At 34.2% G+C, this 26,722-nt stretch carries 20 protein-coding genes; 17 read left to right on the forward strand and 3 right to left on the reverse strand.

Going from position 1 to position 26,722, the window contains the following annotated elements:
• The first annotated feature begins 287 nt into the window (after positions 1-287).
• The 7 genes from CLV33_RS06740 to CLV33_RS06770 all read left to right on the forward strand — a co-directional run bounded on the left by CLV33_RS06740 (position 288) and on the right by CLV33_RS06770 (position 12,794).
• Positions 288-1,046 (forward strand): UDP-2,3-diacylglucosamine diphosphatase, encoded by a 759-nt coding sequence (locus CLV33_RS06740; RefSeq protein WP_105473255.1) that lies wholly within the window; start codon positions 288-290, stop codon positions 1,044-1,046.
• Positions 1,047-1,230: 184 nt separating this feature from the next.
• Entirely contained in the window at positions 1,231-6,294 is a 5,064-nt protein-coding gene (locus CLV33_RS06745) for a translocation/assembly module TamB domain-containing protein (RefSeq protein ID WP_244906396.1), read from the forward strand.
• Positions 6,295-6,306: 12 nt separating this feature from the next.
• Positions 6,307-8,583, forward strand: a complete 2,277-nt coding sequence (gene tamL / locus CLV33_RS06750; RefSeq protein ID WP_105473256.1) for a translocation and assembly module lipoprotein TamL — start codon at positions 6,307-6,309, stop codon at positions 8,581-8,583.
• Between the two features lie 458 nt (positions 8,584-9,041).
• Positions 9,042-10,043 (forward strand): recombinase RecA, encoded by a 1,002-nt coding sequence (gene recA / locus CLV33_RS06755; protein WP_045371543.1) that lies wholly within the window; start codon positions 9,042-9,044, stop codon positions 10,041-10,043.
• A gap of 209 nt (positions 10,044-10,252) precedes the next feature.
• A complete protein-coding gene (locus tag CLV33_RS06760) occupies positions 10,253-10,663 on the forward strand; it encodes a hypothetical protein (RefSeq protein ID WP_105473257.1) in 411 nt (136 codons plus the stop codon).
• Positions 10,664-10,692: 29 nt separating this feature from the next.
• Positions 10,693-11,235, forward strand: a complete 543-nt coding sequence (locus tag CLV33_RS06765) for an RNA polymerase sigma factor (protein ID WP_042240471.1) — start codon at positions 10,693-10,695, stop codon at positions 11,233-11,235.
• Positions 11,235-12,794: an outer membrane beta-barrel protein gene (locus tag CLV33_RS06770; protein ID WP_105473258.1), complete on the forward strand. Its 1,560-nt coding sequence runs from the start codon at positions 11,235-11,237 to the stop codon at positions 12,792-12,794. Before CLV33_RS06765 ends, CLV33_RS06770 begins: the two co-directional genes overlap by 1 nt.
• Before the next feature lie 88 nt (positions 12,795-12,882).
• Here CLV33_RS06770 and CLV33_RS06775 read toward each other — a convergent pair whose 3' ends face one another.
• The gene (locus tag CLV33_RS06775; RefSeq protein WP_105473259.1) at positions 12,883-13,614 is read right to left on the reverse strand and encodes a lysophospholipid acyltransferase family protein; all 732 of its coding nucleotides are present in this window, start codon (positions 13,612-13,614) and stop codon (positions 12,883-12,885) included.
• Between the two features lie 116 nt (positions 13,615-13,730).
• Between CLV33_RS06775 and trpS the strand changes: the two genes are divergently transcribed.
• The 4 genes from trpS to CLV33_RS06795 all read left to right on the forward strand — a co-directional run bounded on the left by trpS (position 13,731) and on the right by CLV33_RS06795 (position 16,016).
• A complete protein-coding gene (trpS, locus tag CLV33_RS06780; RefSeq protein WP_042240465.1) occupies positions 13,731-14,699 on the forward strand; it encodes a tryptophan--tRNA ligase in 969 nt (322 codons plus the stop codon).
• 96 nt (positions 14,700-14,795) lie between these two features.
• Positions 14,796-15,272: a DUF6155 family protein gene (locus CLV33_RS06785; protein ID WP_105473260.1), complete on the forward strand. Its 477-nt coding sequence runs from the start codon at positions 14,796-14,798 to the stop codon at positions 15,270-15,272.
• Positions 15,273-15,474: 202 nt separating this feature from the next.
• Complete coding sequence (locus tag CLV33_RS06790) at positions 15,475-15,717, forward strand: type II toxin-antitoxin system ParD family antitoxin (protein ID WP_042240456.1); 243 nt, start codon at positions 15,475-15,477, stop codon at positions 15,715-15,717.
• Positions 15,714-16,016, forward strand: coding sequence for a type II toxin-antitoxin system RelE/ParE family toxin (locus tag CLV33_RS06795; protein WP_105473261.1), 303 nt, complete (start codon positions 15,714-15,716; stop codon positions 16,014-16,016). The genes CLV33_RS06790 and CLV33_RS06795 overlap by 4 nt, the downstream gene beginning before the upstream one ends.
• A gap of 154 nt (positions 16,017-16,170) precedes the next feature.
• Here the strand turns inward: CLV33_RS06795 and dprA are convergent, their stop codons facing one another.
• On the reverse strand, positions 16,171-17,289 hold the full coding sequence (dprA, locus tag CLV33_RS06800) for a DNA-processing protein DprA (RefSeq protein ID WP_105473262.1): 1,119 nt from the start codon (positions 17,287-17,289) through the stop codon (positions 16,171-16,173).
• Positions 17,290-17,472: 183 nt separating this feature from the next.
• Here dprA and CLV33_RS06805 point away from each other — a divergent pair, with 183 nt between their 5' ends.
• The 6 genes from CLV33_RS06805 (at position 17,473) to CLV33_RS06830 (ending at position 24,200) form a co-directional block, all read left to right on the forward strand.
• The gene (locus tag CLV33_RS06805; protein ID WP_105473263.1) at positions 17,473-18,408 is read left to right on the forward strand and encodes an HU domain-containing protein; all 936 of its coding nucleotides are present in this window, start codon (positions 17,473-17,475) and stop codon (positions 18,406-18,408) included.
• 63 nt (positions 18,409-18,471) lie between these two features.
• Positions 18,472-18,981 (forward strand): acyl-CoA thioesterase, encoded by a 510-nt coding sequence (locus tag CLV33_RS06810; protein ID WP_105473264.1) that lies wholly within the window; start codon positions 18,472-18,474, stop codon positions 18,979-18,981.
• Between the two features lie 163 nt (positions 18,982-19,144).
• Positions 19,145-19,546: a large-conductance mechanosensitive channel protein MscL gene (gene mscL, locus CLV33_RS06815; RefSeq protein WP_105473265.1), complete on the forward strand. Its 402-nt coding sequence runs from the start codon at positions 19,145-19,147 to the stop codon at positions 19,544-19,546.
• Between the two features lie 223 nt (positions 19,547-19,769).
• On the forward strand, positions 19,770-20,759 hold the full coding sequence (locus CLV33_RS06820) for an aspartate-semialdehyde dehydrogenase (protein WP_042240424.1): 990 nt from the start codon (positions 19,770-19,772) through the stop codon (positions 20,757-20,759).
• Positions 20,760-21,059: 300 nt separating this feature from the next.
• Entirely contained in the window at positions 21,060-23,222 is a 2,163-nt protein-coding gene (locus CLV33_RS06825) for a prolyl oligopeptidase family serine peptidase (protein WP_105473266.1), read from the forward strand.
• A 66-nt stretch (positions 23,223-23,288) separates the two neighbouring features.
• Positions 23,289-24,200: an ABC transporter ATP-binding protein gene (locus CLV33_RS06830; protein ID WP_105473267.1), complete on the forward strand. Its 912-nt coding sequence runs from the start codon at positions 23,289-23,291 to the stop codon at positions 24,198-24,200.
• 268 nt (positions 24,201-24,468) lie between these two features.
• Here CLV33_RS06830 and CLV33_RS06835 read toward each other — a convergent pair whose 3' ends face one another.
• Positions 24,469-26,721, reverse strand: a complete 2,253-nt coding sequence (locus CLV33_RS06835; protein WP_105473268.1) for an efflux RND transporter permease subunit — start codon at positions 26,719-26,721, stop codon at positions 24,469-24,471.
• Position 26,722 lies beyond the last annotated feature (1 nt).

Below are 26,722 nucleotides of genomic sequence, written 5' to 3' on the forward strand. Positions count from 1 at the left end.
GGCTTCCCGCATTGGCGGGACCAAAAGCTGCCGTTACAATCCCTAGCGCACCTATTTGCTAACATATAGTTTTAACCTATTGGTTATCTTTATCGGCATTCAAACTTCTCAGTAAAAACCTATCAAGTAGAAGCTAGAAATGGCCACTAAACAGTTCCAAAAAGCTAAATCGTGCATCATTACAAAATCTTTTGGTTGGTTCTAACTAACCCATGAACAATAAAAATAGAATATCAAAACATAAATAATGAGATTCCTGCGTTCGCAGGAATTGTTATATTTACACCATGCAAATACCAAAAGGAAAAAAAATTTATTTCGCTTCCGATAACCATCTAGGAGCTCCTTCCAAAGAAGCATCTCTACCTCGCGAAAAGAAATTTGTAGCATGGTTAGATGAAATAAAAGAAGATGCGGCCGTAATTTTTTTGCTAGGCGATTTATTCGACTTTTGGTTTGAGTATAAAACCGTAGTCCCAAGAGGTTTTACCAGAACTTTGGGCAAACTAGCCGAAATTTCAGATTCTGGAATTCCAATTCACTATTTTGTGGGCAATCACGATTTATGGATGAACGGTTATTTTGAAGAAGAATTAAACATTCCCGTATACCATAAGCCTAAAGAATTTGTATTCAACAATAAAACTTTTTTTATAGGTCATGGCGATGGTTTAGGCCCTGGGGATAAAGGATACAAACGTTTAAAAAAGGTGTTTACAAATCCGTTTTTTAAATGGGTATTTCAATGGGGGCATCCAGATATTGGTATGCGTATTGCCCAATACTTTTCCATAAAAAATAAATTAATTTCGGGCGATGACGATGCCACATTTTTAGGCGAAGACAACGAATGGCTTGTACAATACTGTAAACGCAAACTAGAAGATAAACATCGCGACTATTTTGTATTTGGACACAGGCATTTACCCTTAAATATTAACTTAAACAACAACTCTAAATACATAAACCTTGGCGATTGGATCCAGTATTTCACCTATGGTGTTTTTAATGGGGAACAATTAGAACTAAAGGAATACAACATGTAATTTACCCTTCAGCAAAAAAATAAGCCTTCTTACATCAAAATTCATTTTATCTTAGCATAAATTAGGGTGAAGTACTATCAAATGTAGCATCATTGGTGTTAAATTAATTAATACATAACTTTTTTACGCCATACATTTGTAAATACAATTTTAGTTTAAATAGTAAACGCATACAAACAGCTAGGTGAGTAAAAACAAAAAAGAGCATACCCATAAAAACAGAACCTACCGCATACCTAAAGTAATAGGTAAAATTACTTTGGGCATTATTCTTTTTTTATTGCTCTTAATACTTTTTGTAAGAAGCCCATGGGGGCAAGACATTATTGTAACTAACATAGTGTCTTATATCTCTAATAAAACAAATACCAAAGTTGCTGTAGATAAATTATTTGTAACTTTTGGGGGCAATATACAGTTAGATGGTTTATACCTAGAAGACACCAAAGGCGATACTTTAATCTACTCTAAATCGCTAGAAGCAAATATTCCGCTATGGTCCGTTATCACAGGAAAGGCAATAGGTGTAGATGCATTGTACTGGGAAGGTGTTAAAGCAAATATTGTTAGAAAAGATTCTATTAATGGTTATAATTTTAATTTTTTAATAGATGCTTTAGCAACTACAGATACTACAACTACCACAACAAATACCAACCCTTTAAATTTAGTATTGGGAGATTTAAACCTTAATAATTTTAATATTGTTTTTAACGACGCAGTAGCTGGTATTAACAGCCATTTTAAAATTGGAAAACTGCACGCCGATATGGAAACCACAAACGTGGAACATATGGTTTTTAAAGCATCAAATCTAGAACTGCTACATTCTAACATAAAATACACCCAAAACCCTGTACCAGAAAACCCTAATGCCGCAGCGCCCCTACTACCCGCTTTTACAGTTGATAATCTTAGTATAAAAGAGGTATATGCAAATTATAAGTCTTACATAGATAATATTACCGCAACGATAGATATACAGGAACTTTATACAAAAATTCCAAATGCCAATTTAGCAACCAATACGTTTAATTTTGGAGTGTTTAATTTAAAGGAATCATCAGTTATTATTCAAACTGAAACTAAAGAAAATGCTCCCCAAACACTTAAAAATTCCCCACAACCATCTGTATGGCCCAATGTAGTTTTTACTATGGACGATATAGCTCTACAGGATAATAATTTTAGCTATTTCACTAATGGCGCTCTAGAAAAAAAAGATGTTTTTAATCCCAATGCCCTTGTTTTTAACAACCTAAATCTTGTAGCAAACAATATTAGGCTTAAAGACAAAGCTGCCAATATTACCATTGAAAAAGGTACATTTAAAGAAACATCGGGCATTAACCTTAATGCATTGCAACTCTCACTAAACGCTACGGATAGCAATCTAAAAATTACAGATTTTAAAACTGACTTAAACACTAATGTATTACACGCTGGTTTAGAATTAAGCTATCCTAATCTTTCGGCATTAATGCAAACACCCCAAAAAACAAAGGTAAACCTAAGCGTTCCGTTGTTTAAATTGGCACTCCAAGATTTGTTTTTGGTACAACCGCAATTAAAAAACAATACCTATTTTAAAACATTAAGTAAAAAATCTCTTGAAGGTCGTATAATAGCAAATGGGTTTCTCTCAGATATTAATATAAAGGACGTTACTGCCCATTGGGGCGATGCTACACAAATTTCGGCAAAAGGCAATATTTTAAATGCAACCCAACAGGATAGTCTGCAATTTAATTTTCCTAAATTTTTAGTATCAACCACGCAAAACGATATTTCTAAATTTATAAACGAAAAAGATTTAGGAGTAAATTTACCCAAAAACATAGAGGTATCAGGAACCATAAACGGCAATATAAATGCTGTAACTACAACCACTACAATATCTACATCGCAAGGAAACGCCACAATTAACGGATATTTTAAAAATGAAGATACCTTAGCGTTTAAAACCGATATTGCTATTGAAAACTATAAGCTAAACCAATTACTAAAAAACAAACAATTGGGCGCAGTAAGCTTAACTTTACAGGCCAATGGCAAGGGAAAAACCATTAACAATCTAGATGCCAATTTTAAAACAAACATCTCCAGTTTTAAATACAATAATTACGCTATAAAAGATTTAGCAATTACTGGCGACATTAAAAACGGTAGAGGCTTAATAACATCAAACTACAAAGATTATAACCTTAACATAGGGTTACATGCAAAAACTATTTTAGATACTGTGGCGCCAGAAGCCCAAATTACACTAGATATTGAGGGTGCCGATTTACAGGCTTTGGGGTTAATGAGTCGCAATATTAAAACTGGCATGAAAATTAATGCCAATTTTAAGGGTAACGCTACCAATTATAAAGTTAAGGCCAGTGTTAACGATGGCGTAATGGTGTATGATAATAACGCTTATCTTTTAGGCAGTATAGACGCTACGGCTTTTGTAAAAAAAGATACTACTTCGGTAAGTATAAAAAATAAGGTGGTTGATGTGTCTTTACAATCTAACACAAACCCACAAAATTTTAGTAGGGCATTAAAACGACATATCGCAAGTTATTTTTTCCTTGATGAAAAAAAGCCCGATAGCATTAATACCAACCCCGTAAATTTAAAATTACGTGGCAATATTAGCGAAGCCCCTGTATTGTCTGAGGTGTTTTTTGTAAATGTTAAAGATTTAGACACCATAAATATTGATGTAGACTTTAATGAAAAACAACGCCAACTTAAAGCAAATATTACCGCGCCACACATTAATTATGGCGGTGTGGAATTAGACAGTCTCGCTTTTGCAATGGATACCGACACAGATAAATTTGTATTCAATTTAAAGTTTAACGCCCTAAATGCTGGCCCATTTAATATACCTAAAACCAAAATATCTGGCCTACAGTCCAATAACGAATTAGGGTTAAATTTTTCGGCATACCATAAGGATAAACAAATGATGTATGCAGATGTAAACATAAGTGGCAACCGCGAGCGCCTTAAATTACATGTGCTGCCAGAGCAATTAATTTTGAATAAAAATGAGTGGTCTATTCCAAAAAATAATGAGATTATTCTAACAGAAAATAAATTAGCATTTCAAAATTTTAAAATCAATAAAAACACACAATCAATTGAGGTTACCGATACATTAACATCGGTTAAAAAACAACATATCGCCATACTTTATAAAAACTTTAAAATAAGTGAAGTTTTAAATTATTTGAATCCAAAAACACAATTAGGTTCAGGAATTTTAAATGGAAACTTTATACTCGAAGAGCCCTTTAACAACACAGGAGTTTTAGCAAATTTAAACGTTACACAACTTAATGTAATGAATGTAAACTTAGGCATATTAAGTGCAGATGCTAAAGCGCTTGGTAGTAATAGCTACGATGTTAATACTACACTTAAGGAGGGCGAAATAGATTTAGATCTTAAAGGGAATTATACAGCTAAAAGCGCTGGAGCAACCTTAGATTTAAATCTAGATATTAATAAATTTAACATGAAAGCCTTAACAGGGTTTTCACAAGGTAAAATAACAGAAACCGATGGTAGTTTTTCAGGGAATTTTAAATTGAATGGCACAACAAAAGCACCAGAATATCAAGGACAGTTAAATTTTAAAAATGCCGATTTTAAACTAGCAATGTTCAATGCTGCCTTCACCTTAAAAAACGAGGTTTTAAACATTGACAATGATGGTTTTAGCGTTAACAATTTTACCATTAGAGACGAAAATAAAAATACATTTGTGGTTTCTGGTGATGTAAACACTAAACCCTTTATTAATCCTTCATTTAATTTAGAGGCTACAGCCAACAATTTTCAGTTTCTAAATGCCCAAAAAGAAGACAACGACTTTTTATACGGCAAAGCAACACTTAACGCTTCTGCTAAAATTACAGGCGATTTACAAATTCCAAAAATAGATATGAATGTTACCATGGGCAAAAACACCAATGTAACTTATGTACTGCCCTCGGCAACGGTTGATGTAGAGGAACGCGATGGCGTAGTTGTATTTGTAAACCGCGAAAACCCCGATGCCATTTTAACACGTACCCAAGAAAAAACGGCAACCATAAAAGGCTATGATATTACAGCACTCTTTAAAATTGAAAAAGAAGCAACAACTACCATAGTACTTAATGAAGATACAGGCGATAATTTTATGGTATCTGGAGATGGCGATTTAAACTTTACCATGAATCCTAACGGAAACATGACCTTAGCTGGTGTTTTTGAGGCACAAGATGGCCATTACGAAATGAATCTTTACAATTTGGTAAACCGAAGGTTTAATGTTACCCCTGGGAGTAAAGTAACATGGTCTGGAGATCCTTTTGATGCAAAACTAGATATAAAAGCGCTATATGAAGTAGAAACATCAGCGTCTGCTTTAATGGCACCTGTATTTTCTGATGACGACCCGTCGGTGAAAGGAAAATTTCGTCAAGTATTACCTTTTTACGTATATCTTAATATAGATGGCCAGTTAATGGCACCTAAAATTAACTTTAATTTAGATATGCCAGAAGATGAGCAAGGTGCTATTGGCGGTCAAGTATTTGGCAGAGTACAACAACTTAACCAACAAGAAGACGAACTTAACAGGCAAGTGTTTTCATTGTTAGTTCTAAATCGGTTTTACCCAGATCCTGGAAGCGATGGTAGCACAGGAGGGGTAGCATCTATTGCTAGAGATAATTTGAATGATGCCGTTTCAGATCAACTTAATGTGTTTTCAGATAAATTATTGGGAGAAACAGGTTTTGAACTCGATTTTGGATTTGATAGCTACACCGATTACCAAGGAGCTACACCACAAGAACGCACCCAACTGGATATTGCAGCACAAAAAAAATTGTTTAACGATAGGTTAATTGTTCGTGTAGGAAGCGAAATAGACATTCAAGGCAGTAGTAGTGCAGACGAAGCAACACCGCTTATTGGCAATGTAAGTCTTGAATATATGCTTACAGAAAACGGACGTTATCGCATTAAAGGCTTTAGGCGTAATGAATTTGAAAATGTAATAGACGGACAAACCATAGTGAGTGGTATTGCTCTAATTTTTACACAAGAATTCAACAAATTTAATGAACTTTGGGAGGCCTTATTACAAGGAAAAACTACTAAAGAAAAACAAACGGAAGCAGAGAAAAAAGCAGCAGCACAAGCATTAAAAGAAAAACAAGAAACCACTAACAAAAGCATTAAGGACATAAAAAAATAAATTGCATTAGCTTTGAAACTATTCTTAAAATACATATTTGGTGTTATTATAACTGCTGTAAGTTTGTACGGTTGTAGCGTATCTAAATACATTCCCGAAGACGAACGTTTATACACAGGTGCTACTCTTACGGTGCAACCAGATTCTATTGTAAAAGATAAAACAGGTTTAAAAACAGAACTAAGCACCGTATTGCGCCCCGAACCTAATAAACGCTTTTTAGGTATGCACCTTGGCTTATATTATTATTACAAAAACCAAAAAGAAAACCCTGGTTTTATAAACCGCTGGCTGTATAAAAAATTTGGTGAGGCACCAGTATACCAGTCGGATGTAGAAGCCTACGAAGTAGAACGCCTATTATTAAACCGACTGGAGAACAGAGGGTTTTTCTACAGTAGAGCATCTTCAGAATTTAACGAAACCGAAAAAAAAGCTTCAATACACTACACGGTACAAGTGCCTAAGCCCTATAGAATGGCCTCCTATCAGTTAGATTCCATGCCACAACAAATTTACAACGATATACAACCTTATGTAGATACCACACCCTTTAAAACCAATATGCGTTTTGATTTAACGAACATGAAAATGGAGCGCCAGCGTATAGACTACAACCTAAAAAATAAGGGATATTATAATTTTGATGACACCTTTTTAATATTTGAAGCCGATACTAACCGTTACGATAACAAACGTTTCAACCTATTCCTGAAACTTAAAAAAGCTGTTCCAGAAAAAAGCACCATTCCTTATAAAATAAAAACCGTAAACATTCATACAAATTATGAAGTTACAGATTCTGTTAAAACAGAAACTATTAGGTACAACGACAAAAATTACATTCAAAACAATAGGTTCTTTAAGGCTAAATATCTCGATCCTTTTATAAAGTTAGAGGAAGGACAGCTTTACAGTCCCGAAACATCCAGAAACACCGCACGTCGCTTATCTAATATCGGCGCCTATAAATACGTAAATATTCAATATAAGGAAATTGATTCTTTACAGACAGATAGCTTAGGCGCCTTAGAAACCAACATTTATTTATCCCCGTTAAACAAACGCGCCATTCGAGCAGAATTACAACTGGTTTCAAAATCCAATAATTTTTCTGGGCCTACATTTGGCCTCACATATAGTAACCGTAACTTGTTTGGTGGTGGTGAAACTTTAAACATATCGTCTACCGTAGGTTACGAAACACAGTTGGGAGCAGGTGATAATGCAGGAAGAAGCAGTTTGGATTTAGGGTTTAAAAACGAACTAATATTTCCTAGAGTACTATTTCCAATAAACATTAATGAGGATTTTTTTGAATACGATATTCCTAAAACAAAAACCTCTATTAGTTTAAATTACCTTAACCGCACCAAACTATACACCTTACTTTCAGGAACTGCATTATTTGGGTATACCTGGGATGCCAACCGTTATGTAACACACGAAATAAACCCTATTTCTGTTAACTATACGCATTTATCTAACACAACAACAGAATTTGAGGAAATACTAGACGAAAATCCTTTTTTAAGACGCAGTTTTGAACAACAATTCATTTCTGGACTCAATTATTCCTTTACATATAATGGGCTTGTAGATGCCCAAAAAAGACACCAATTTTATTTTAATACCACATTTGATACCTCTGGAAATACTATTGGGCTGTTAGGAAAAACAAACACCTCTAATACACCAAAAACCTTTTTAGGACTAGAATATGCACAGTTTGTAAAAGCAGATTTCGATTTCCATTACCACCTAAATTTTGGCAACGAACAAGTATTGGCTACACGCCTTTTTGCTGGTTATGGTTGGGCTTATGGAAACTCTGATGTAGTACCTTTTGTAAAGCAATACTATTCTGGCGGCCCTTACAGCGTAAGAGCTTTTAGAATTAGGTCTTTAGGTCCTGGAACTTACAATAGCGAAACCGACAGCAGAACATTTAATTTCTTTGACAAAACTGGGAACATTCGCTTAGAAGCAAATATTGAATACCGGTTTCCTATTTACTCTTTTTTTAAAGGTGCTGTATTTGTAGACGCAGGTAATATTTGGAACTCTAAAGGAAATCCTGCATTTAATGGTAAAGATAAATTTACTAGCAACTTCTTAAACGAACTAGGAATGGGCACGGGTTTTGGCGTTCGGGTAGATATTCAAAATTTTGTTATTCGTTTTGATTTGGCAGCTCCATTCCACAATCCGTCGTTACCAGAAAACGAACGTTTTAATTTTGATGTGTCTTCACCCATCTTAAATTTTGCTATAGGGTATCCATTTTAAGGTTAAGTTAAATTCATTTGTTCCTTGGGTGTTGTATTTAATTTACATAAAAACACCCAGAAAATTAATTGTATAAAAAAAGCACTTCTATTAGGAACGAAGTGCTTTTTTGAGTAACTCTTTATTAAAATTTTTCTTTTTCATAGTAAATTTAATAAGAGCTAACTGCAATGGGCTTAACAATTTCCTATAATCTGATATACAACAATTGAAACGCCAAATGCTTTATATAAATGGGATTTAGAGTCTAAATTTTTTCTTTTTCACAGCAAAATTTTACCCACTTTACTATGTAGATGCAACAAAAGCAAAAAGGTTGCGTAAGTATTCTAAATTTATTTTTTCATTTTTAAATAAACGCAAGTCATTACCTTATAATTAATGTTGAAAACTATTATTGTAACATCTAGAAAGATATAGTATTTTAGCTTGCATAATTTTTACAGAAAAAAGACATAATGAGCAGCGAAAAAGAAGCAAAATTAAAAGCATTAAAACTTACGTTAGATAAGTTAGATAAAGCATATGGCAAAGGAACGGTAATGAAAATGAGCGACCAAGCGGTTGTTGATGTAGAGGCCATTCCATCGGGGTCGTTAGGATTAGATATTGCACTAGGTGTTGGTGGTTATCCACGAGGCCGAGTAATTGAAATTTATGGCCCAGAATCATCAGGTAAAACCACCTTAACTCTGCACGCCATTGCCGAAGCACAAAAAGCAGGTGGTATTGCCGCATTTATTGATGCCGAACATGCTTTTGATAGGTTTTATGCCGAAAAACTAGGTGTAGATATAGACAACCTCATCATTTCACAACCAGATAATGGTGAACAGGCACTAGAAATTGCCGATAATTTAATTCGCTCTGGTGCTATCGATATTGTTGTAGTAGATTCTGTTGCGGCACTAACCCCAAAAAGTGAGATTGAAGGGGAAATGGGAGATTCTAAAATGGGCTTACACGCGCGTTTAATGTCTCAAGCATTGCGTAAATTAACAGCATCAATTAGCAAAACCAATTGTACCGTTATTTTTATTAACCAGTTGCGCGAAAAAATAGGTGTAATGTTTGGTAACCCAGAAACCACAACAGGTGGTAACGCATTAAAATTTTATGCTTCGGTAAGGTTAGATATTCGTAGATCTACACAAATAAAAGATAGTAACGGTGAAGTTTTAGGAAATAAAACCCGAGTAAAAGTGGTGAAAAACAAAGTAGCACCACCTTTTAAAATGGCAGAGTTTGATATTATGTATGGTGAAGGCGTATCAAAAGTTGGAGAAATATTAGATGTTGCCGTAGAGCACGATGTTATAAAGAAAAGTGGGTCTTGGTTTAGCTACGGAGAAACCAAGCTAGGGCAAGGGCGAGATGCTGTAAAAGCTATTATAAAAGATAACCCAGAACTTTTTGAAGAGCTGGAAGAAAAGATAAAAGAGGCCTTAAAAACCGAATAAATATTGCTTAAAAATTTAAAAAATCCTGCACTAGCGGGATTTTTTACTTTTACACGCAACCTTTTAATATATTTTGCATCTAGAAATAAAAGATTAAACAAACCCAAATTTAATTGTCTATGAAATTAGCCCTAGTTATCATGTCGCTATCTAAAGAAAAATATCTAAGGCGAATTGCATCTGGCAATTATTAAATTAAAAATTAACAGATGAAAAAGTTTTTTATTTTAAGCCTATTTGTAACACTATTATTTTCATGCAGTTTAGATGATGATAATACAAACTTTAACATTGAAATACTGCCTATTGAAAGTGTTGATATTCCAGATGAATTTACATTAGGAGAAGTATACCCTATAACCGTAACTTACGAGAGACCTTCAAATTGCCATGTATTCCGCGAATTTTACTATGCAAAACATAATAACGAAAGAACAGTTGCTGTTGTAAATAATGTGTTTGAGCAAAATGATTGTGTAGATTTAACAGATACAACACTTACAGCTACGTTTGATTTTCAAGTTACCAGTAATGGATCGTATATATTTAAGTTTTGGCAAGGAAAAGATGAGAACGACGAAGATATATATTTGGAAATAGAAGTGCCTGTAACCAACTAAATTAAGTGTAAACTAATCTTTGTATCAACTTGAGTTTAAACCAACTCATAGAAAAATGTAAAGCAAATGATACTAAAGCACAAGGAGAATTATACACGCTCTTTTCGAGCAAGTTATTTTCTACGTGCTTAAAGTATTCGCGCAATTATGCAGAAGCACAAGATAATTTACAAGATGCATTTTTAACGATTTTTAATAAAATTGAACAATATAAGTACAAAGGCTCTTTTGAGGGATGGCTAAAACGTATAACAGTAAATACAGTATTACAGCGTTACCGTAACGAAAAAGTTTTTGATATTATTAACGAAAACATAACCGAAGATGTAGAAATAGAAGTTGATGAGGAACAAATCTCCATTAACTTTCTTTTACAAATTATACAAGAATTACCAGACAGATACAGATTGGTTTTTAACCTATATGCACTCGATGGGTATTCGCATAAAGACATAGCAGACATGCTAAAAATAACTGTAGGTACTTCAAAATCTAATTTAGCCAGAGCGAGACAAATTTTGAAGCAAACTATAGAGCAACATAACGAAAAGCAAAACCTACAATCCTTATAATGGGAGATAGAAAACATATAGATAGATTATTTCAGGAGCGCTTTAAAGATTTTGAGGCACATCCTGATGATGCGGTGTGGGATAACATAAAAGCTAAGCTTAACGAAAAGAAGAAAAAACGCAGAGTAATACCAATTTGGTGGCGTTACGCTGGGGCTGCTGCACTTTTATTGTTAATGTTTACCATTGGTACGCTTTTATTAAATAATAGCAACACCGAGCAAATTACACCACAAATAGTTGATACCGAAAAAAAAGAGGAAAAAGATACCACTAACAATAAGTCCCAAAATATAAACAGCACCATTGTTAATGATGCGAATACCCCTGTAATTTCTAATGTTAAAGAAAATAAGGTTGAAGGTACACGACCATCAAATACTTATAAAACAGTTATTGAAAACCCTTTAAAATCAACAAAACATGCCCCTTCAGTAGCTAATTCTAACAACACAAAAGATGTTATAAATACTAAAACATCTTCAGGCATTTCTAAAAATAAAGCATTATTAAAAAAAGATGCTCCTAAGAATATAGCTTACAACTCTAAAAATAAAATTGAGGAAAAAAACAATTCAACCTTAAAAAATAAAACTGATATTATTGATAATGAAGTACACAGCCCTACACAAAATTCAACTGCAATAGCGGCTGCCATTAAGAATAGCAAAACAGATACCGCTTTAAATAATAATAAGAAGAAAGAAACTACGGAAGTTGCAACAAACAACCCCAAAGAAAAACCACAATCTATTGAAGATGCTATAGAAGAAAACAAATTGCTTCTTGAGGAGGAAAACACAGAGGTTGCCACTTCAAACAAATGGAGTATCGCACCAAACGCTGCTCCTGTTTACTTTAGTAGTTTAGGTAAAGGCTCTACCATTGGTGCAGATTTTAATGAAAATTCCAAAAGTGGGGAAGTAAACATGAGTTATGGCCTTAATGCTAGTTATGCTTTAAACAACAGGCTTACCATACGATCTGGAATAAACAGGGTAAACTTAGGCTACAACACTAACGATGTTTTGGTTTTTAGATCTGTAAGTGCAAATGCGAGCACTAAAACCCTACACACGCTAAGTAGTAATGTGTCTGGTAATATGGCTGAACCTCTTGCTATAAGTGCTGGAGAAGACGTTTCTATAATGAGTGCCACAGCATTTAAATCTAGAAATATTTTGGCATTAGAAACAGCAAATACAAGTATAAATCAGTCGTTTGGCTTTATTGAAGTGCCATTAGAGTTACAATATGCTATTTCTACAAAACGTTTAGGCGTAAATGTTATAGGAGGGTTTAGTTCGTTGTTTTTAAACAACTACGAATCCTTTTCGGTAGTAGAAGGCGAGCGTACACGTTTACAAGAAAACGATAATATTAATAATACAAGTTATAGTGCCAATTTTGGTTTGGGCTTAAATTACAAAGTATCTAAAAAAATTAATTTGAATTTAGAACCCATGTTCAAATATCAAATAAACACATTTAAAAATACGTCTGGTGATTTTCAACCTTTCTTTATTGGGGTTTACACCGGCTTCGGAATTAAATTTTAGGTTTTTGGTTAGATTGATATTGGTTTCCATTAAGCTCGGAAATTAATATCTGGAAAAAACTGCTCTTCCCCAAGAGCAGTTTTTTAGTTTAAAACGCTTTTAATTGATCTAAAATCACACTTCTAGAAGCTTCATTTAAACGCCTAGTATCATTTATAGTTAAGCCCTCCGTTGAAATAAATTTATGAATCTTAGCGCGCATTTTCCCAGGGCCTCCACTAAAAAACGTATACGAAAACCGTTTTTTGTTATCGGCAAAAGTTAAAGGTACAATGGGTATTTTATGGTTTATTGCTAACCTAAATGCGCCATCTTTAAATTCATCTAGTAGTATATGTTCTTCTGGAACGCCACCTTCTGGAAAAATACAAATACTCAAACCTTGTTTTAATCGTTTTTGGGCCCTTAAAAACACAGCTTGCCTACTTTTTACAGAACTCCTATCTACCAAAATACAGGTGCGCTTATAGAAAAACCCAAACAATGGTATTTTAGCCAATTCTGCTTTACCAACAAATACAAACGGATTTTTAACGGCAGTTAGCATTAACATAATATCTGTCATAGATGTGTGGTTGGCTATAAACATGTAGCTCTTGCCTTTTTCTGGTAGTTGTTCTCTTTCAATTTTATAACGAAACCCCATCCCAATTAAAATAAACTTAGCCCATCCTCGGGCCAGTTTAAAAAAGAACGGATACCAAGACTCCTTAGAAATAGATATTAATAATACGGGAAAAAGCACTAAAATTGGCAGCGTTACAAGAACATAAAACCAAATACGGTACAAAAACCAAAATATGTATTTAAAAACTTTCATCAGCATCAAAAATAAGCAATTGTATTGAGCAATTTTGTGAAAACGTTTACCTTTGCTCTTGGTTTAAAATTTAAGTTTAATTTAAATGAGATTCCCACGTTTGTGGGAATGATGGAATGGCAAGAATACTTACAGGCATACAAAGCACAGGAACACCGCATTTGGGGAATATTTTAGGCGCTATTATACCAGCAATAAAAATGGCCGAGGACCCTAAAAACGACTCGTACTTGTTTATTGCAAATCTACACACACTAACCCAAATAAAAGATGCTGCTACACTTAGGGAAAACACCTATTCTACAGCAGCAACGTGGCTAGCCTTTGGTTTAGATATTGAAAAAACCGTGTTTTACAGACAAAGCGATATTCCGCAAGTAACCGAACTGTCTTGGTATTTAAGCTGCTTTTTTCCATATCAGCGCTTAACTTTGGCCCATAGTTTTAAGGATAAAGCCGATAGGTTAGAAGATGTAAATTCTGGTTTATTTACCTACCCAATGCTTATGGCTGCCGATATTTTGCTGTACGATGCCAACATTATTCCTGTGGGGAAAGACCAACTACAACATATTGAGATGACACGCGATGTCGCCTCTAGGTTTCATGCACAAATGGGAGATACCTTTGTTTTACCAGAAGGTAAAATTCAAGAAAACACCATGCTTGTTCCAGGAACCGATGGTGAAAAAATGAGCAAGAGTAGAAATAATATTATTAATATTTTTCAGTCGGACAAAAAACTGCGTAAGCAAATTATGTCTATTAAAACCGATAGTACGCCGCTTGAAGCTTCTAAGGATTGGAACGCCTGTAATTGTTTTGCTATTTATAGTTTGTTGGCCAATGAAACACAAATAGCCGAAATGAAAGCCAATTACGAAAATGGTGGCTACGGCTATGGGCATGCAAAACAAGCGCTATATGAATTAATTACAGATAAATTTGCTGAACCACGCGAACGCTACAATTATTATATGAATAACTTAGGCGACATTGATAAAGCCTTAGCCATTGGTGCTGAAAAAGCTAAACACGTAGCTGATGGTGTTTTAGCTAGAGTTAGGGAGAAGGTTGGGTATTAATTAGGTTTTGTAAAAACAGAAATATCATAATTTTAAACTGATGTTATCCAGTAGTTAGGCAACAAGCTAGTACAAACCCGAAAATAGAACTGAAAAATGGCTCTGAATGAATTAAAGAAAGAACTAAATAAAATGGAAAAGACTGAAATTATTAAACTGATTTCAGAATTATATAAAAAAGTACCCGACGCAAAAAACTATTTGGATATTTACGCAACTGGGGAAACTAAAGAGCTTGCAGAAAAATACAAAAAACAGATTGAAAAATATATTTATCCTAATGGGAGAAATATGGAATTACGTGAAACCGAAGCACGAAAAATAATTCGCACAGTTCGAAAAATGAAAATCACGGCATTAAACGTGGAATTGGAATTGCATTACGTTAGTTGTTGTTTAGAAATTATTGAAGATTTCGGGTATTGGAACGAAAATTATTATATAGCTTTAGGAAAAATGTTTGACAATGCAATAAATGGAATTTATGAACTTGGAATGCAAGATAAATATAATGAAAAAATAATGTTTTTATCTTCAAAAGCAAGTGAATATGGAATTGAATTAGATTATTAAGGGAAAAAAGCCAGTGGCTAACACCATACAAAATTAATTGCTTGCTTCTAGCCTACTTACGAAAATCCTCGCGGATTTTCTTTGTCTGCAATTATTTACTAAATTAGCTAAAAACCACCGCAACTAAATCTTGTACAAACACGTTGTGTGCATTTTGGCTATATTACCAAGATTTGGTATATTTGAGTAAAATATAGTCAAAATGGGAAAAAACACATCAATATCACTCGGAAATCATTTTGAGGATTTCATAAGAGAAGAAGTAAATTCTGGAAGATATGGTTCAGTTAGCGAAGTAATTCGTTCTGCTTTACGCTTGTTAGAACGTGAAGAAAAAAAGGAAAGGGAACTGATTAAAGCTCTCGAAGTTGGTGAAAATAGTGGATTTGTTGAAAATTTTGACCCAAAAAAACATCTGAAAGAATTACATCATAAACACTTATGAGTAAAAACAAATATCGCATAAGTCTACAAGCGATTGAGGATTTAGATAAAATTTGGATTTATACGCTCAATAAATGGTCTAAAGAACAAGCTGACAGATATTACGACTTAATAATTACTGAAATTGAATTTATTGCTGACAACTTTATGACTGGAAAGTCAGCGGAACAAACTCGAAAGAATTATCGAGTGACTAAAATAAATTCCCATTTGATTTTTTATAGAAAAGTGGAAAATGATATTGTGGAAATAGTTAGAGTTTTGCACCAAAGAATGGATATTAAAAAACAACTAAAATAAAAAACTGCACACAACAACGCATAAAATTTATTGCTGGTTCTAGCCTACTTACAAAAATCCTAACAGATTTTCTATTCGGTTTTTATTTGCTAACTTTAGTGCTTAAGCCACGCAACAAACCATATACAAACACGATTTCTTTGTGCGCCGGAATTTATATAACCTCAAACAACTTTCCGGGTAAAGGCCTAATTACGCCCTTTAATTCCATATTTAATAAAGTACCAGATACTTTAAATATAGGTATATTACAATTTAGAGCAATAACGTCCAACTGTTGTTTATCGTTAGCTTTTAAGTAATTATATATCAGTTTTTCCGTATCATCCAGCTCTACAAATAATTGCTTTTGTACAGGAGGTTTGGCTGCTAAGCCTGTTAAAGTATCTTCCAGTTGCCAATTCAAAAGATAAGGGACGTCCAAAGGCGTTGTCATCATATGGGCTTTTTGGTATTTAATAAGGTTGTTGCAGCCAGCACTAAGTTGGTCTGTAGTCCGTCCTGGTACTGCAAACACATCGCGATTGTAAGAGTGTGCAATATCTGCAGTAACCAAACTACCGCCTTTTTCGGCAGACTCTACTACTATAGTGGCTTCACTTAATCCTGCAATAATTCGGTTTCGCTTTAAAAAGTTGTTTCTATCAAAGGTATCAGTACTCCAAAAATCTGATAAAAATCCACCGTTCTTTTCAACATCAACCATATATTTTTTGTGTACTTTCGGATAGATTTGATTTAGCCCATGCGCCAAACAACCTACTGTTTGTAAATTGTGCTTAATGGCATTTTTATGAGCAGTAATATCGGTACCATAAGCAAACCCAGAGACAATTACAGGATTGTATGGCTTTAAAGCTTCAATTAATTTTTCACAAAACGCAATGCCTGTAGCGGTAATTTTTCTAGTACCAACTACACTTATAATGTGTTTTTGTTTTAAATTAATGTTACCCGTTTGAAATAATAAAATAGGGCCATCTACACAATGCTTTAACTTCTCGGGGTACGCTTCATCCTTAAAATAAGATACACCTATGGCATTTTGTTTAATAAATTGTATTTCCTTTTCTGCTTCCTTTAAGTGGTTTGTATTGAATAACTCGCTTAAAACAAATTCGCCAATACCATCAATTTTTAGTAGGCGTTGCTTTGTTTCTTTTAAAACCGCTTCGGCAGACCCACAATGGCCAATAAGTCGTTTTGCCGTAATGTCGCCAACATTAGGCACATGTTGTAGAGCCAAAGTATAGAGTAATTCGGTATCAGTCATTTCAGCATTTTAATTTCTATTGCAAGAAAAGGATTTTTTTATTGAACTCATACAAGCTTTTTTAATTGGCTTTAAAATAATCTTTTTTGTTCGCTTCAATACAAAAAAGTCTATACGAGTTCATTGTTAATAAATAGTTAGCCTAAAAACACAATAAAAACCATATTTTTTTAAATTTGCTTCATGCAATTAGAATCCTTTATTAGCGACCTACTATACAGATACGAATGTGTGATTGTGCCAGACTTTGGTGCTTTTTTAACTGAACGACAATCGGCCTTTATAAACGAAAAAAACAATACGTTTAACCCACCTAGAAAGGTAATTGCCTTTAACGAGCAAATACAGAATAATGATGGTTTGTTGGCACGTTATATTGCTGATGTAGAAAAAATACCTTTTGAAGTTGCAGTAAAAAAAATAAAAAAACGTGTAAAAATCTTAAAATCGTACCTAACCGAAGGCGAAACCATTACGTTTAATAATATTGGCGATATTGTTTTTAATACCGAAGGTAAAATTGTTTTTGAACCTTCGTATAACCTTAACTACCTTACAGACGCTTTCGGTTTGTCTCAATTTGAATCTGCTGTTGTTACACGAGATGTTTATAAGGATACAGTTGAAGCTATTGAAGAAACTGCACCTATTACAATTACTCTAGAAAAGCGTAAAAACAAAGGGTATTTAAAATATGCTGCCGTAGCCTTAATTGCCTTAACATTAGGTGGTGTAGTGGCATCAAAATATTACGTTGATCAAATTGAAGCGCACAATATGCTGGCTCAAGAAGATGCAAAACAACAGTTAGATACTAAAATACAAGAAGCTACTTTTAGTTTAAATCCGCTGCCAGCAATTACTTTAAATGTTACCAAACAAACGGGCAATTATCATATAGTTGCTGGTGCTTTTAGAATAGAAGACAACTGCAATAAAAAGGTAGCACAATTAAAAGCTGAAGGCTTTAGTGCTCGTAAAATTGGCGCAAACCGTTACGGCTTACACCAAGTAGCTTATGCGAGTTATGAAGGTAGACTTGAAGCGCTTAAAGCACTACGAAATATTAAAAAAACGCATAACAAAAATGCGTGGCTATTGGTGCAGAAATTGGATTAGTTTATAAAAATCCCATTTTATTTGTTGCTTTAATATGTACCTTTGCAACTTCAAAATTTAAAGATGCAAGCAAAGACTCCCGAACAATCTAAAGCTATAATGACCGATTTGGTATTACCAAGCGAAACTAACCCATTAAACAACTTATTTGGTGGCGAATTGTTGGCGCGTATGGATCGTGCAGCTAGTATTGCTGCTAGACGCCATAGCAGACGCATAGTAGTTACAGCATCGGTTAACCACGTGGCCTTTAATAGGGCTGTGCCTTTAGGAAGCGTGGTTACTGTTGAGGCGAAAGTATCTCGCGCTTTTAAAACCTCCATGGAAATTTATATTGATGTTTGGATGGAAGACCGAGAATCTGGGGCTAGAACCAAGGCCAACGAAGCTATTTACACCTTTGTAGCTGTTGATGAAACAGGGCGCCCTGTTAAAATACCCGAGGTAACTCCTGAAACCGAACTTGAAAAATCTCGCTACGATGCTGCATTGAGACGGAAACAATTAAGCCTCCTGCTTGCTGGCAAAATTAAACCAGATGACGCTACAGAGCTAAAAGCATTGTTTGATTAATTGAATTAAGCAGTACGCTATAATTCTAAACTCTTTTTTTTTTAAAACCTTAAATAAAAGACTATAGTGCTGAAGTTAAAACAGCATCTATTCTCTAAACAAATGTTAAAGTTTTTACTTTTTTAATTAAATTAGCCATTCACTAACTAGAAATTTTTAAAATATGTTAAAAGAATTCAAAGAATTTGCAATGAAGGGCAACCTTGTAGACATTGCAGTAGGTTTTGTAATGGGTGCTGCTTTTAAAGAAGTTGTATCATCATTTACAGGAGGAATTGTATCACCATTAATTGGTTTAATTTTCGATTCAGATTTCAAATCATTAAGGTATAAATTAAAAGAAGGCACATTAAACGATGCAGGAGAAATGGTAGGAGAAGTATTTTTAGAGTACGGTACTTTTTTAACGAATGTTATTGACTTTATTATAGTGGCTTTCGTAATGTTCTTGGTAGTAAAAGGCGTAAATAAAATGAAGAAAAAAGAGGAGCCAGCACCAGAAGCACCAGCAGGACCAACACAAGAGGAATTACTAATGGAAATTAGAGATGCGCTAAAAAAATAACAAAGTGTTAATTAAATAACAACCTGTTATTTGTTGTTAAAAAGCCCTTGTTTTCTTGAACTAAGGGCTTTTTTTGTTCCATGAATTACAATTAATACTTAGTTTTGCGCACGCTTTTATAAAACGTTAAACAACGTGTACGTTATATTTTAAATGTTTATTACAACACAAAATTCATTATAAAACGTTTCATGTTACAAATTAATACTAATAAAATAAACAGATGAAAGTAGCTGTAGTTGGTGCCACTGGAATGGTGGGCGAAGTCATGTTAAAAGTTCTTGCTGAACGTAATTTTCCTGTAACGGAATTAATTCCTGTAGCGTCTGAGCGCTCTGTGGGTAAAACTATTTCTTATAAAGGTAAAGATTATACCGTTGTTGGTTTAGATACTGCGGTTGCTATGAAACCAGACATTGCTTTATTTTCTGCTGGTGGAGGCACATCTTTAGAATGGGCACCTAAATTTGCCGAGGCTGGTACAACCGTGGTAGATAATTCTTCAGCGTGGCGTATGGATCCTACTAAAAAATTGGTAGTACCAGAAATTAATGCTAGCGAATTAACTAAAACCGATAAAATTATTGCAAACCCTAACTGTTCTACAATTCAGTTAGTAATGGCTTTAAATCCACTTCATAAAAAATATAAAATGAAACGTGTAGTGGTTTCCACATACCAGTCTGTTTCTGGTACCGGTGTTAAAGCGGTGCGCCAGTTAGAAAATGAGATTGCTGGTATTGAGGGCGAAATGGCGTATCCTTATCCCATAGGAAGAAATGCTTTACCACATTGTGATGTGTTTGAAGATAATGGCTATACTAAAGAAGAAATGAAGTTGGCCAGAGAGCCACAAAAAATAATGAACGACAGTACTTTTTCTGTGTCTGCAACGGCAGTAAGAATTCCAACAGCTGGTGGACATTCAGAATCTGTTAATGTTGAATTTGAAAATGATTTTGATTTGGCCGATGTTCGTAAATTATTGCAAGAAACACCTGGTGTAATAGTTCAGGATAATACAGACACTAATACTTACCCTATGCCAATTTTTGCGCATGATAAAGATGAAGTGTTTGTAGGACGTATCCGTCGTGATGAAACACAACCCAACACCTTAAATATGTGGATAGTTGCCGATAATCTGCGTAAAGGTGCCGCTACAAACACCATACAAATTGCAGAATATTTAATCGAGAATAATTTAGTGTAACGATAACCTTTCTTGGTTATAAAAGGCTTCTATTCATTAGAAGCCTTTTTGGTTTATATGTTTACCTAATATTTGCGTTAGAAAAGATACTAAATACAATGCATTAAGTACTGTTTTTTGCGGATGGGCTCGCGTTAGGGATTGCAGTGGTAGCTTTTGCCGAGGCACGCATCGAGGCAAAACTTTTAACGTAAAGCCCGACCCCGCCGAAAAGCGGGGTAACGCCCAAAAACATTAACATTATATAAACAGGTTAAAATTTATAAATCTGCTATTTTTGATGAAATTAATAGCACTATTATGAAAAAACTAATACTAACCACACTCATTATTATCGTAATAATGGGTTGTAAAGAAACTCAAGACAAAAACAATATTGTGGTGAATTATCCAAAAACAAAAACTGTTGATACCGTAGATACATATTTTGGTGTTGAGGTTAAAGACCCCTACAGATGGCTAGAAGACGATAGAAGCAGCGATACCGAAGCCTGGGTGAAAACACAAAACAAAACTACTTTTAATTATTTGGATAACATACCTTTTAGGGAAGATTTAAAAGAACGCTTATCTAAATTATGGAATTACGAAAAATTAGGCGCACCTTTTATTGAAGGCGATTACACCTATTTTTATAAGAACGATGGTCTGCAAAATCAATATGTAATCTATCGCCATAAAACAAGTGAGGCCCCTAGTACAGCATCTGTTTTTCTAGATCCAAACACGTTTTCAGAAGATGGCACAGTATCGTTGGGAAATATTAGTTTTTCAAAAAACGGAAAAATTGCCGCTTATTCTATTTCTGAAGGTGGTAGCGACTGGCGCAAGATTTTAGTTATGGATGCTGAAAGCAAAAAAATAGTTGAAGATACTTTAGTTGATATTAAATTTAGTGGTATTTCTTGGTACAAAAACGAAGGCTTCTACTACTCTAGTTATGATAAGCCAAAGGGTAGTGAACTTTCTGCTAAAACAGATCAGCACAAAGTCTATTATCATAAATTAGGAACTCCACAAAAAAACGACAAACTCATCTTTGGTGGAACCCCAGAAGAAAAGCATAGGTATATTTATGCTACCGTTACCGAAGATAACAGGTATTTAGTGATTTCACCTAAAATCTCAACTTCGGGCAACAAACTATACATCAAAGATTTATCGCAACCTAACAGCGGGTTTACCACTATTGTAGATCATACCAATAGTGATACTTCTATTATTGATAATACAGGTAGTACATTGTTTTTAGTTACCAATTTAAACGCACCTAATAAAAAAATTGTATCGGTTGATGCGTCTAACCCTACACCTGAGAATTGGAAAGATGTTATTCCAGAAACTGAACATGTGCTATCGCCTTCAACTAGTGGCGAATATTTTATAACAGAATACATGGTTGATGCCATTTCTAAAGTATTTCAATACGATTACAACGGAACATTAGTAAGAGAAATTAAACTTCCCGGTGTTGGTAATGCCAATGGCTTTGGGGCTAAAAAAGAAGAAAACATAGATTATTACTCCTTTACTAATTACAACACCCCAAGCAGTATTTATAAACTAAATTTAGAGACAGGTACATCAGAATTATATTGGAAGCCATCAATTGCTTTCAATAGCGAAGATTATGAAAGCAACCAAGTATTTTACACCTCAAAAGATGGTACAAAAGTACCTATGATAATTACGCACAAAAAGGGTATTGAATTGAACGGTAAAAACCCAACTATTCTTTATGGTTATGGCGGATTCAATATTAGTTTAAACCCATCATTCAGTATTACCAATGCTGTTTGGATGGAACAAGGTGGTATTCTAGCGGTTCCTAACCTTCGTGGTGGTGGTGAATATGGTAAAAAATGGCATATTGCAGGTACTAAAATGCAAAAGCAAAATGTGTTTGATGATTTTATTGCCGCTGGTGAATATTTAATTGAGAACAAATACACATCTTCAGATTATTTAGCAATTAGAGGAGGTTCAAACGGTGGTTTACTGGTAGGTGCGGTAATGACACAACGTCCAGATTTAGCTAAAGTAGCGCTGCCTGCTGTTGGTGTTTTAGATATGTTACGTTACCACACGTTTACCGCAGGTGCAGGTTGGGCTTACGATTATGGAACTGCAGAAGACAATAAAGATATGTTTGAGTATTTAAAAGGGTATTCGCCTGTGCACAATGTGAAAGAAGGTGTAGAATATCCGGCCACTTTAGTAACTACAGGAGACCACGACGACCGCGTTGTACCTGCACACAGTTTTAAGTTTGCGGCAGCATTACAAAGTAAACAAACAGGAAACAACCCAACGCTAATACGCATTGAAACCGATGCTGGCCATGGCGCAGGAACGCCTGTAAGTAAAACTATTGAGCAGTATGCCGATATTTTTGGCTTTACACTTTACAATATGGGTTTTGAAACCTTACCAAGTAAAGCAAATGAGGCATTAAAAGGATAATTTAAATACATAACCCATTTAGACCTGCAAGGTTTTAAAAACCTTGTAGGTCTTACTTTTTAGCCTATGCTAAACATATCACATCTAAGCTTTTCATATGGTAAAACCAAAGTTTTAAAAGACATTTCTTTTGAAGTAAAACAGGGTGAAAATGTAGCCATAATAGGGGAAAGTGGCTCTGGAAAAAGTACGCTACTCAAATTATTGTATGGTGAGTATGATTTGAATGACGGACAAATTTTTTGGAAAGACACCGAAATTTTAGGGCCAAAATACAACCTTGTTGTTGGATACGATTTTATGAAATACGTCGCCCAAGAATTCGATTTAATGCCTTTTATTACAGTTGAAGAAAACATAGCGAAACATTTGTCTCGATTTTTTCCAGAGGAAGCTCAACAACGCGTAGATGAATTAATTAAAGTGGTACAACTTGAAGCATTTGCTAAACGTAAAGTAAAGACATTAAGCGGCGGACAAAAACAGCGTGTTGCACTTGCAAGAGCCTTAGTAAAAGCACCCGAAATTTTGTTGTTAGATGAACCTTTCGGTCATATAGATAATTTTAAAAAACAAAGTTTAAGACGTAGTGTTTTCAAATATCTAAAAGACAAAAACATTACGTGTATCGTGGCTACCCACGATAAAGAAGATGTGCTTGGGTTTGCAGACCGCATGATTGTATTACATGATAATACTATTGTTGCAAATGCGCAACCAAAAGAACTTTTTGAAAATCCTGAATCTCCACTCATTGCAGCCTTTTTTGGGGAATTTAATGTGCTTAACAATACCATTTATTATGCACATCAACTAAAAATTGTATTGAAAAAAACCAATTTAAAAGGTATTGTAAAAAATACCTATTTTAACGGTGCCAATTGGTTAATTGAAGTTAATTGTAACAATAAACACTTGTTTATTCATCATAATGAAAAAATAGAAAGTGGCGAAATTGTTTTTATAGCTTTTAGCTAATGGCATCTTATCGTATACATACAACAAAAGAGCTTAACTTAATTTCTCGCCGTCTTAAAACACGAAAACACAATTGTTTCGGTTACTACTATTGTTTCAGTAGTTGTGGGTTTTAAGTAAATTGACATTTATTCTTCCAACATATCTGCCAAATTATTATCAATATAATATTAGGCGTATTAATAGTTCCTATAGCTATTTTATATTGGAGTTTTAAGGGCTAGCTAAAGCAGCGCATAATGGCAAAAGATTAAAAGAATTGCTTTAGTTATTTATCAAACCTCTTTAACAACGCTGGCAAATAAAAAATATCTGTAATTAAAGCAATACCAACGGTTATGGCACATAAGGCACCAAAATCCCTCACCGAAGGTGTTGAGCTAGAAGCAATAATTAAAAACCCACCAACCAAAGCAATGGTTGTAGATAATAGTGCACCGCCTGTGTAATGCATTGCGTTGTCCATACGTTCTTCTGGAGTACCATGTTCCCCCTTACGCTTTCGGTATTTATGTACTAAGTGAATGGTATCATCCATAGCAATTCCTAACATTATGGGTGTAATCATAGCTGTAGTAACATCTAAGGGAATATGTAACACATTCATAAAAATTGCTAAAATGGCGAGCGGCAGTATATTGGGAATTAATACCAAAATTGTAGTTCTTAAACTTTTTATGAAAAACCACAAGCATAGAAACGCCACGAAAAATGCTGCAAAAAATGATTTAAACTGTGTTTCGAGAATAAAATTATTTAGCTGTGAAAATACCACTGCAAAGCCATTTATCTTCAAATTAAAAAGATTTGTATCAAAAGTATCTTCAAAAGCTGTTTTTATATCGTGCAACACCTGTTCTAACTCAGAGGTTCGCATTTCCATTAAGGTTAGCGTAAATCCAGCACTAGATAAATCTTCAGAAAACAACTTAAAAAAGCTGTTTTCGGCAACATCAACTTCTGCTAAGGTATTTTTCAATTTTCCTTCAGAAATATTAGATGGAAATAAAACAGGTGACCGTTTTTCTAAAAAAGATTTGATGGTAACCACCGAAACGGGTGAAGATATCAACGGGTTTTCCTGTAATTTGTTATGAAACACTTCTAACTTTTCCAACGCTTCCTTATTTAAAATAGCAGTACCATTGTTGGTTGAAACGTTAAGCTGTAACCTATTGCTACCGCCCAGTTCTACTTCCACGGTTCTCAGGTCGTTTTTAGCTTCACCTTCTGCTAATAAATCTCGAGAATTGGTATCAATATCCACTTGAAAAATAGAATACAGTCCAAAAAGTAACACTAGTGTAAACACCGTAATTAAGGACGTTTTATATGCAGATGTAAACGTGTTTAACCACTCAATAAATTTGGTTTGCGAAATAAAATGGAGCTTTAAAATGGGTTTGGAGCTTTTAAAATTTAAGCTCATAAAACTAAAACCAATAATGGTAATAACATATACCAAAATAAAGCTTAATACCAAGCCTATACAGGTAAAAACACCCATATTCTTAAATGCAGGAAGTGGCGATATATACAAGGCAAAATAACCAACAAAAGTGGTTACGGTAGTGTAAAAGCAAGGTGTTAAGCTTCTACGAATAGCAATAGTAATTAAATTAACTTTAGAAAGCGATGTGTTTGCAATACCTTCTTTATGGTAAATATTTATAATATGTACGGCATCACTAACGCTATACACCATAAGAATTGTAGGTATTAGCATAGAAATCATGTTCAACGCAAAACCAAAAGAGGTAATTATACCAAATAGTAAACTAATAGGAACTGCTACAGAAAGCAAGGCAATTAATAAATACCGCTTACTTGGTAATAAAAATAAAAGCAGAATGGTAATAACTAAAACCGTTAGTATACCAAAGGTTAAACTCTCCTTGTAAATACCTTTGCTGTAAGCTTCGTTAAGCACAGGTGGTCCTGTGAGGTAATAATTTGAGTAAGATTTATCAATAATAGTTCTAATTTCTACTGCAATATCTTGTCGCTTTTCCTCAATAGTTGGCGTAGGTTTCATTTGGATGTAGAAAAACTGATGCTTGTAGTCTTTTGTTACCAATTGCGATGCAATATTTGGTAGTTTTGAAAATAGGCTTTTTAGCCCTTTTTCGCTGCGTTTTGGGTTATACAAATCATCAAAAATTATCTTATCATTCGCATAAATAGGATATTTAGCCTTTGCTAAGCTGAATGTAGTTTTTACATAAGGCAATGTTTCAATGTCTTGGTGTAATTGTTTTAGAGCGTTTACATCGTTTTCTCCAATGGCATTTTTAACAGGTAGCATAGCAATAAAAATCTCATCTGATCCAAATTTTTCCTGAAACTCAATATACGCTTTATAACTGGGATCGTCTTCTAAAAACCATATAGACAGCGAGTTATCTACACTAAGTTTATTAAGGGTTTGGTGACCTGCAAGTGCCATTAACACCGTAAACATTACAATAATTACAATTCTGAATTTTATAATGAATTGTATACTATGTTTTAGTTTATTCATA

Origin of the sequence: Jejuia pallidilutea, assembly GCF_002973595.1 — a bacterium.
GTDB lineage: Bacteria > Bacteroidota > Bacteroidia > Flavobacteriales > Flavobacteriaceae > Jejuia > Jejuia pallidilutea.

Bases quoted from the DNA above. Each gene is read 5' to 3' on its own strand.
- dprA (WP_105473262.1), bottom strand. From the start codon at position 17,289: ATGACTGATACCGAATTACTCTATACTTTGGCTCTACAACATGTGCCT.
- recA (WP_045371543.1), top strand. From the start codon at position 9,042: ATGAGCAGCGAAAAAGAAGCAAAATTAAAAGCATTAAAACTTACGTTA.
- CLV33_RS06830 (WP_105473267.1), top strand. From the start codon at position 23,289: ATGCTAAACATATCACATCTAAGCTTTTCATATGGTAAAACCAAAGTT.
- CLV33_RS06740 (WP_105473255.1), top strand. From the start codon at position 288: ATGCAAATACCAAAAGGAAAAAAAATTTATTTCGCTTCCGATAACCAT.
- CLV33_RS06795 (WP_105473261.1), top strand. From the start codon at position 15,714: ATGAGTAAAAACAAATATCGCATAAGTCTACAAGCGATTGAGGATTTA.
- CLV33_RS06835 (WP_105473268.1), bottom strand. From the start codon at position 26,721: ATGAATAAACTAAAACATAGTATACAATTCATTATAAAATTCAGAATT.
- CLV33_RS06770 (WP_105473258.1), top strand. From the start codon at position 11,235: ATGGGAGATAGAAAACATATAGATAGATTATTTCAGGAGCGCTTTAAA.
- CLV33_RS06825 (WP_105473266.1), top strand. From the start codon at position 21,060: ATGAAAAAACTAATACTAACCACACTCATTATTATCGTAATAATGGGT.
- CLV33_RS06805 (WP_105473263.1), top strand. From the start codon at position 17,473: ATGCAATTAGAATCCTTTATTAGCGACCTACTATACAGATACGAATGT.
- CLV33_RS06785 (WP_105473260.1), top strand. From the start codon at position 14,796: ATGGCTCTGAATGAATTAAAGAAAGAACTAAATAAAATGGAAAAGACT.
- mscL (WP_105473265.1), top strand. From the start codon at position 19,145: ATGTTAAAAGAATTCAAAGAATTTGCAATGAAGGGCAACCTTGTAGAC.
- CLV33_RS06810 (WP_105473264.1), top strand. From the start codon at position 18,472: ATGCAAGCAAAGACTCCCGAACAATCTAAAGCTATAATGACCGATTTG.
- CLV33_RS06760 (WP_105473257.1), top strand. From the start codon at position 10,253: ATGAAAAAGTTTTTTATTTTAAGCCTATTTGTAACACTATTATTTTCA.
- trpS (WP_042240465.1), top strand. From the start codon at position 13,731: ATGGCAAGAATACTTACAGGCATACAAAGCACAGGAACACCGCATTTG.
- CLV33_RS06775 (WP_105473259.1), bottom strand. From the start codon at position 13,614: ATGAAAGTTTTTAAATACATATTTTGGTTTTTGTACCGTATTTGGTTT.
- CLV33_RS06790 (WP_042240456.1), top strand. From the start codon at position 15,475: ATGGGAAAAAACACATCAATATCACTCGGAAATCATTTTGAGGATTTC.
- CLV33_RS06820 (WP_042240424.1), top strand. From the start codon at position 19,770: ATGAAAGTAGCTGTAGTTGGTGCCACTGGAATGGTGGGCGAAGTCATG.